This is a genomic window from Nonomuraea sp. NPDC005730, from assembly GCF_040630865.1.
Taxonomy (GTDB): Bacteria; Actinomycetota; Actinomycetes; order Streptosporangiales; family Streptosporangiaceae; genus Nonomuraea.
This window is the reverse complement of the sequence record NZ_JBEXYK010000059.1, coordinates 60,929-68,563: the sequence shown is the minus strand read 5'-3', so window position 1 is coordinate 68,563 and position 7,635 is coordinate 60,929. Positions and strand designations below refer to the sequence as shown.

8 protein-coding genes are annotated in these 7,635 nt (G+C 72.5%); 3 read left to right on the top strand and 5 right to left on the bottom strand.

Annotation, left to right across the window (positions count from 1 at the left end):
• Nucleotides 1-248 precede the first annotated feature (248 nt).
• Both ABZ444_RS41125 and ABZ444_RS41120 read right to left on the bottom strand, forming a co-directional pair.
• Nucleotides 249-722 (bottom strand): hemerythrin domain-containing protein, encoded by a 474-nt coding sequence (locus tag ABZ444_RS41125; RefSeq protein WP_358009275.1) that lies wholly within the window; start codon nt 720-722, stop codon nt 249-251.
• 101 nt (nt 723-823) lie between these two features.
• Nucleotides 824-1,972 (bottom strand): AI-2E family transporter, encoded by a 1,149-nt coding sequence (locus ABZ444_RS41120; RefSeq protein WP_358009273.1) that lies wholly within the window; start codon nt 1,970-1,972, stop codon nt 824-826.
• Nucleotides 1,973-2,230: 258 nt separating this feature from the next.
• On the opposite strand from ABZ444_RS41120, the gene ABZ444_RS41115 reads away from it, so the two are divergent.
• Together ABZ444_RS41115 and ABZ444_RS41110 are read left to right on the top strand one after the other, a co-directional pair.
• Nucleotides 2,231-2,545 (top strand): hypothetical protein, encoded by a 315-nt coding sequence (locus tag ABZ444_RS41115; protein WP_352363572.1) that lies wholly within the window; start codon nt 2,231-2,233, stop codon nt 2,543-2,545.
• A gap of 130 nt (nt 2,546-2,675) precedes the next feature.
• Nucleotides 2,676-3,221, top strand: coding sequence for a hypothetical protein (locus ABZ444_RS41110; protein ID WP_358009271.1), 546 nt, complete (start codon nt 2,676-2,678; stop codon nt 3,219-3,221).
• 18 nt (nt 3,222-3,239) lie between these two features.
• On the opposite strand, the gene ABZ444_RS41105 is transcribed toward ABZ444_RS41110, so the two are convergent.
• On the bottom strand, nt 3,240-3,467 hold the full coding sequence (locus tag ABZ444_RS41105; protein WP_358009269.1) for a hypothetical protein: 228 nt from the start codon (nt 3,465-3,467) through the stop codon (nt 3,240-3,242).
• Nucleotides 3,468-3,938: 471 nt separating this feature from the next.
• Between ABZ444_RS41105 and ABZ444_RS41100 the strand changes: the two genes are divergently transcribed.
• The gene (locus ABZ444_RS41100; protein WP_358009268.1) at nt 3,939-4,352 is read left to right on the top strand and encodes a VOC family protein; all 414 of its coding nucleotides are present in this window, start codon (nt 3,939-3,941) and stop codon (nt 4,350-4,352) included.
• A gap of 10 nt (nt 4,353-4,362) precedes the next feature.
• Here ABZ444_RS41100 and ABZ444_RS41095 read toward each other — a convergent pair whose 3' ends face one another.
• Together ABZ444_RS41095 and ABZ444_RS41090 are read right to left on the bottom strand one after the other, a co-directional pair.
• Complete coding sequence (locus ABZ444_RS41095) at nt 4,363-5,193, bottom strand: sugar nucleotide-binding protein (protein ID WP_358009266.1); 831 nt, start codon at nt 5,191-5,193, stop codon at nt 4,363-4,365.
• The gene (locus tag ABZ444_RS41090; protein ID WP_358009264.1) at nt 5,190-7,577 is read right to left on the bottom strand and encodes an excinuclease ABC subunit UvrA; all 2,388 of its coding nucleotides are present in this window, start codon (nt 7,575-7,577) and stop codon (nt 5,190-5,192) included. The genes ABZ444_RS41095 and ABZ444_RS41090 overlap by 4 nt, the downstream gene beginning before the upstream one ends.
• Nucleotides 7,578-7,635 lie beyond the last annotated feature (58 nt).

Sequence of the window (7,635 nt, the reverse complement as noted above, 5' to 3'; positions counted from 1 at the left end):
GGCGGGGGGGGGGGGGAGCGCGTCGCGCGGGCGGCGCCCCGGGCCGAGCCGCCCACGCGGGGGCGGGGGGGGGGGGGGGGCCGCCCCCCCCCCCCCCCCCACGACGGCGGCCCCGGAACCGGCCAGGACCGCCGCGCCCAGCGCCGCCAGCAGCTTTCTTCTCAGGTACGTCATGGTCTCCCCCTGGGTCGGGATGGGTGGGCCTGCACCCGTTGGGGCGTTCCAAGCCGTTCCATCCCGCGCCGTGGCTAGGAGGACGCGCTGGGGATCTTCAGGGGATCACGCGGGGCCTCGGCCTTGGCCTTGGCCATCTGCTCACCCAGTTCCTGCAGCCGGTTGCGCCCCATGGCCTCGCGCACCTGCGGGAACCACTCCTTCTCCTCCTCCTCGACGTGGTGGCGGACGTTCTCCATGAGCACCGTCATCTTGGCGTCGTAGCGCTCGTCGGCCGGGTCGAGGTCCCTCAGCTCCGACAACATCCAGACGACGACGTGGTGCTCCTCGACGCTCTCCAGGATGTGGTCGGTGGTGTCGGGGGTGCCCGAGCGGGCGGCCGGGTAGAAGATCTTCTCCTCGATGTAGGTGTGCGCGGTCAGCTCCTCGATGACCTGCGCGACGATCTTCTGCTTGGTCTTGTGGGCGTCCTGGCCCGCCTTCTCGAACTCCTTGAACAGCTTCTCCACGGTCTTGTGGTCCTCTTTGAGCAGCACGATCGCGTCCATGGACGGCCTCCCTGGGGTCGGGACGCCCGGCGGGGACGGGGGATGCCGGGCGTCGGGTCCGCCCCAGGTACCCCGAGGTCAGGCGCTCACACCCGGCGCCTTCAGTGACGTTCCTGACGCGGCAGCACCACGTGGTTGACGATCACCTGGATGGCGGCGGCGACCGGGATGGCCAGCAGGGCGCCGACCACGCCGAGCAGGGCGCCGCCGATGAGGGCGGCCACGATGGTGGCGGCGGCCGGCACGTCCACGGACGACTTCATCACCTTGGGCGCGATCAGGTAGTTCTCGATCTGCTGGTAGACGATGAAGAAGATCAGGGTGGCGATGGCCACCGGGAGCGAGGCGAACAACGCGACCAGCGTGGCGATGCCCGCGCCGATGAACGCGCCGATGAGCGGGATGAGGTCGGTGAGGGCCACGATGATCGCCAGGGCCAGCGCGTACGGCACACCGGCGATCGACAGGAAGACGAACGTGGTCACGCCCGCGATCAGGGAGATGATCAGGTTGCCGGCCACGTAGCCGCCGACCCGGTCGAGTATCTCGTCGCCGAGCAGCCGGGCCCGGTCCCTGCGGCTGCGCGGGATCAGCCGGTAGCCGGTGCGCGTGATGGAGCGCAGCGCGCCCAGGAAGTACAGGGTGAGGATGAGCACGGTCAGCGTGGAGAACACGGCGCTGACCACGATCGAGGCGATGCCGAGCAGCCCGCCGAACACCTGCCGGCCGAGGTCGCCGCTGGTCAGGTACGCCTGCAGCCGTTCAAGCAGCTGGTAGCGCTGGTCCAGGTCGCGGATCTGCGGGTTGTTCTGCAGCTGCTGGATGTAGGTGGGCAACTGCTCGGCGAACTGTCCCGCCTGCTCCGACAGCGCCGGGATGATCGCCATGGCGAACCCGGCGAACAACACGATCACCGCCGTGAACACCGCGGTGATCGCCGCCCAGCGGGGCAGGCGGTGCTCCTCCAGCCATCGCACGGCGGGATCCAGGCCGACGGCCAGGAACAACGACGTGACGATCAGCAGGAGCATCGAGGCGCTGGCGGTGAGCGCCTGGACCAGCAGCCAGGCGGTCAGCACGCCGAGCGCGGCGGTGAACCCGAAGACGAAGGGCGTGCTGCCGAACGGCCGTCCGGGCCTGCCGAAGGGCAGGGCCGTCGTCTCCGGCCCGGGGCTGGAGACGTGGCCGGCCGCGGACGCCGCGCCGGGTTCGCCCGGCGGGGCGGAGGAAGTGAACTGATCACCAGACATGGGGGCTCCTGAACCTGAGAAACCCCCTTCTCTGCCCGGCCGCGGCGAGGTCTATCGTCGTCGTCGCCGCCGGTGACGCCCCCCGCGGCCAGGACGGGGCCGCGAGGCTGCGCCCGCCCGGCGATCAGGGCGCTGACCTGCGCCGTTTCGCCGGACCTGGCAGGGGGTAGGCCGCTCATCCCGGGGCCGGCGGGCTCACCGGCCGGCCGGTGTCCCCGTCGCGGGGGCCGGGCAGCACACGAGCCAAGGAAGAACGACATGGGGGAACCGCAGCAGGTGCAGGTCGAGATCCTCGACCAGGTCGCCATCGAGGACCTGATCGGGAAGGTGGAGGACGTCGCCAGGCAGCCGGGCGCGGCCGACCGGGTGGCCCGGTGGCGGGCCGAGCACGGCACCGAGCACGCCACGCCGAAGGCCCGCTCGTTCGTCGTCGTGGGCCCGACGTTGATGTTCCTGCACCCGTGCCCCGACGGCGTCGTCCTGCCGTTCGCCGCGTACCCGGACGGGACGGTGAAGGTCTACACCGATCCCGAGCACGCCGGTCTGAGCTTCTACCGCGACTCCGGCGGGTAGGCGTGTCCGGCATGGGGCCCGGTCAAGGGGGTACATCGTGGTTGCGGTCAACCCCCCGCAGGCGGCGCTCGTGCGAGCGGGCCCGCGCTGTGGCCTCGTCACCGGCCTCACACCACACGAAGGCACGAACATGAGGACATCACCACGGGGCCCGCGAGCGCTGCTGCCCCTCCTGTCGGCCCTGTGCGTGCTGGCGCTGCTGCCGGCCTGCAACCCTGGGCAGCGGGAGTCGCCCCTTCCGCAGGGCACGGCCCGTGAGGGGCTGGTCGACGGGCAGGTGGGGGCGATGCGGCTGTTGCACGTCCACATCCTGGCCCCGTCCGTGGAACAGCAGAAGGCGGGCGACGATCTCGGCCTCTACCTGACGTTGGTCAACGAGAGCGACCAGCCCCAGAAGCTCGACGGCGTCAGCACCGTGCACGCCAGGAAGGTCGTCTACCGCGCGGGGCCGGGCGCGGCGCAGGAGGAGGTCAACGTGACCGTCCCCCCTCGCTCGACCGTCTCGCTCCAGGAGGGGCAGAGCCGCCCGCACCTGGAGGTTCTCGACATCGACCGCCCGCTCGGCGCCACGCCGATCGACGTCACCTTCCGCCTGACCACCGGCACGACCACCCTGCGCATCCCGGTGCTGCCGCTGGAGCGGGGCGCCGGCACACCCGTCCCCGGCCACAGCTGACCCGGACCGGGACGGACGCTACCGGTGGTGGGTCCTCGCGTGCTCGTCCTTCCTGGCCTCGCATTCGATGACCGTCGACCTGCGCCTGCACGTCCGGTAGACCGCCGTCGCGGGCACGCAGACGTCCCCGCTGACGGTGACCACCCAGGCGTACCGGCAGTACTCGTACTCGTTGTCGCCCTCGATGCAGATGCTCCGCTCCGTCACCACGCCCTGGGCGTCGGGGGTGCGGCAGGCGGCATACACCGGAGCGGCGTCCTTGCAGAGCGACGGCAGTCGGCGAGGAGCGCCCGCACGCCACGGTCGAGGGCGGCGGCCCCCTTGCAGGGCTTGCCCCTGAAGCCGGCGGACTTGCAGGACCGGTAGCGGGCCCGCGACACACCCTGCGCGCCGGACGACGCGCCGGCGGCCCTGCCGCTCTCGGTCCCTGCCGGCCCGTCCGCCACGGCCGCGGCGGCGACCCGCGGAGGACCCGGCGTACCGGGCGTCGCACAGAGGTAGGCGATGCCCGGCAGGGCCGTCAGCGCGACGCCGGCCGGCCCCGCCCGGATCGATGTCCGGCGTTCGTTCCGCCTCGACGAGGGCCCCCGTTCCGGCAGGACGTATCGGTGCAAGCGGAGCCTACAACGCCCGCCTCCGCCTCCCGTCCCCCCGTGGCGGGACGGCGGTCAGGAATCGAGAAGCGTCGTCCGGACCGGCGGAACTAGCGTGGCCGGCATGGACATCAGCATCCTCTCCAGCTACCTCCCCCACGACGACCCGGACGCCTCCCTCGCCTTCTACCGCGACGCCCTCGGCTTCGAGGTGCGCGGCGACGTCGGCTACGACGGGAAACGCTGGATCACGGTCGGCCCCGCGGGCCAGCCCGGCACGTCGATCGTGCTGCAGCCACCGGTCGCCGACGGCTGCGGCATCACCGAGGACGAGCGCCGCACCATCGTCGAGATGATGGCCAAGGGCACCTTCGCCGGCATCAACCTGTCGACCGACGACCTCGACGCCGTCTTCGACCGGCTCGCGGCGAACGGCGCGGAGATCGTCCAGGAGCCGGCCGAGCAGCCGTACGGGGTGCGCGACTGCGCCGTGCGGGACCCGGCGGGCAACCTGATCCGTATCAACCAGCGGCTCTGAGGCGGCGAGGTCAGGGGCCGGCCGGGTCGAGGAACCGCCGCGCGCCGCGCAGCCTGGTCCGCAGCAGCCGCTGGGTGGCGGCGCAGTCGAGGCGCACGTCCAGCGGGCCGGGCACGCCCGACTCCGCGCGCCGGCCCGCCTGGAGCAGCGCCGGGTCGAGCCCGTCGCGGCGGGCGATGAGCAGGCCCAGCTCGTACCGGCTCACCGCGTCGGCCCCGGCGACGTGGCGGACGCCGGGCGGGCCGCCCGCGGCCAGTTCGAGCAGGGCCGCGGCGAGGTCGGCGACGTGCACCGGGCATCGCACGTCGTCGGTGAACAGCACGCCCTTCGTCGTGCCGGTGGCCAGGGCGTGCACCAGCGCCTCGTGCGACGAGCCGCCGTCGCCGAGGATCAGCGACGTCCTGGCGATCACCGCGTCCGGCGCGACCGCGGCCACGACGGTCTCGGCGGCCGCCTTGGCCGCGCCGTACGGGGTGATCGGGTCGGGGAGGCACGTCTCGTCGTAGCGGACCGCCGCTCCGGAGAAGACCGTGTCGCTGGAGACGTGCACCAGGCGGCTGCCCGCCGCGGCGGCGGCCAGGGCGACGTTCGCGGCCCCGGCGGCCGTGGTCGCCCAGTCGTGCTGCCGGAAGGCGGCGTTGAGGACCGCCTCCGGCCGGACCGCGGCGACCAGCGCCTCGACGTCGGCGCGCCGGCGCACGTCGAGCGGCGCCCAGGCGACGCCGGCGCCCTCCCCCGGACGGGTGTGGCAGGTCGCGGTCACCTCGTGCCCGGCCGCCGCGCCCCGCCGGACGAGTTCGGCGCCCAGGAAGCCGCTGCCGCCGACGACGAGCAGCCTCATACGGACGTGGCGCCGACGTAGGCCGCCAGGTGCTCGCCGGTCAGGGTGGAGCGGGCGGCGACCAGGTCGGCGGGGGTGCCTTCGAAGACGACCCGGCCGCCGTCGTGACCGGCGCCGGGGCCGAGGTCGACGATCCAGTCGGCGTGCGCCATGACCGCCTGGTGGTGCTCGATGACGATCACCGACTTGCCGCCGTCGACGAGCCGGTCGAGCAGGCCGAGAAGCTGCTCGACGTCGGCGAGGTGCAGGCCGGTGGTGGGCTCGTCGAGCACGTAGACGTCGCCGCTCTTCTCGGCCATCTGGGTGGCCAGCTTGAGCCGCTGCCGCTCGCCGCCGGACAGCGTGGTGAGCGGCTGGCCGAGGCTGAGGTAGCCGAGCCCGACGTCGGCGAGCCGGCCGAGGATGGCGTGCGCGGCCGGGGTGCGCGCCTCGCCCGCGCCGAAGAACTCCTCGGCCTCGGTCACCGGCATCGCCAGCACCTCGCTGATGTTCCGTCCGCCGAAGCGGTACTCCAGCACCTCGGCCTGGAAGCGCCTGCCCTCGCACTCGTCGCACACGGTGGCGACGCCGGCCATCACGCCCAGGTCGGTGTAGAGGACGCCGGCGCCGTTGCAGTTGGGGCAGGCGCCCTCGGAGTTGGCGCTGAACAGGGCCGGCTTGACGCCGTTGGCCTTGGCGAACGCCTTGCGGATCGGGTCGAGCAGGCCGGTGTAGGTCGCCGGGTTGCTCCGCCGCGAGCCGCGGATCGGGCTCTGGTCGATCGACACCACGCCCGCGCCGGCCGGGACGGACCCGTGCACGAGCGAGCTCTTGCCGGAGCCGGCCACGCCGGTGACGACGACCAGCACCCCGAGCGGGATGTCGACGTCGACGTCGCGCAGGTTGTGCTTGTTCGCCCCGCGGATCTCCAGGGCGCCGGTGGGCTTGCGCACCTCCTCCTTCAGGGCGGCCCGGTCGTCGAGGTGCCGGCCGGTGACGGTGCCGCTGGCCCGCAGCCCCTCGACGGTGCCCTCGAAGCAGACGGTGCCGCCCTCCGTGCCGGCGCCGGGGCCGAGGTCGACGACGTGGTCGGCGATGGCGATGGCCTCCGGCTTGTGCTCGACGACGAGCACGGTGTTGCCCTTGTCGCGCAGCCTGGCCAGCAGGCCGTTCATCCGCTGGATGTCATGGGGGTGCAGGCCGATGGTGGGCTCGTCGAAGACGTAGGTGGTGTCGGTGAGGGACGAGCCGAGGTGCCGGATCATCTTGACGCGCTGCGCCTCGCCGCCCGACAGCGTGCCGGCCGGCCGGTCGAGCGACAGGTAGCCCAGCCCGATCTCGACGAAGGAGTCGAGCGTACGGCCCAGCGTGGCCAGCAGCGGCGCCACGGACGGCTGGTCGAGGCCGCGGATCCACTCGGCCAGGTCGGTGATCTGCATCCGGCACGCGTCGGCGATGCTGACGCCGTCGATCTTCGAGGACCGGGCCTCCGGGCTGAGCCGGGTGCCGTCGCACTCGGGGCAGGTGGTGAAGGTGACCGCCCGTTCGACGAAGGCGCGGATGTGCGGCTGCATGCCCTCCTTGTCCTTCGACAGGAACGTCTTCTGGATCTTCGGGATCAGGCCCTCGTAGGTGAGGTTGACGCCCTCGACCTTGACCTTGGTCGGCTCCCGGTAGAGGAAGTCCCGCATCTCCTGCTCGGTGAAGTCGCGGATCGGCTTGTCGGGGTCGAGCAGCCCCGACTCGGCGTAGACGCGCACGGTCCAGAAGCTGTCGGACTTCCAGCCGGGGATGGTGAAGGCCCCGCCGGCCAGCGACTTGGAGTCGTCGTAGAGCTGGGTGAGGTCGATGTCGGAGACCGTGCCGCGGCCCTCGCAGCGGGGGCACATGCCGCCCAGGCGGGTGAAGCTCTGCCGGACCGTCTTGCTGGAGCCGCGCTCGACGGTGATCGCGCCGGTCGCGCGCACCGAGGGCACGTTGAAGGAGTAGGCGTTGGGCGAGCCGATGTGCGGCCGGCCGAGCCGGCTGAACAGGATGCGCAGCATGGCGTTGGCGTCGGTGGCGGTGCCGACGGTGGAGCGGGGGTCGGCGCCCATCCGCTGCTGGTCGACGATGATCGCCGTGGTCAGCCCTTCCAGGACGTCGACCTCGGGCCGCGCCAGCGTCGGCATGAACCCCTGGACGAACGTGCTGTAGGTCTCGTTGATCAGCCGCTGCGACTCGGCGGCGATCGTGGCGAACACCAGCGAGCTCTTGCCCGAGCCGGACACGCCGGTGAACACGGTCAGCCGGCGCTTGGGGATCTCGACGCTGATGTCCTTGAGGTTGTTCTCGCGCGCGCCGTGGACGCGGATCAGATCGTGACTGTCGGCGATCTGCCGCTCGGGCGGCGTGTGCGTGCTCATCGTTTCTCCATCTCTCGCGCGAGCCCCCGTAGGCGTCGCCCGGCCGCATCCGGCCAGG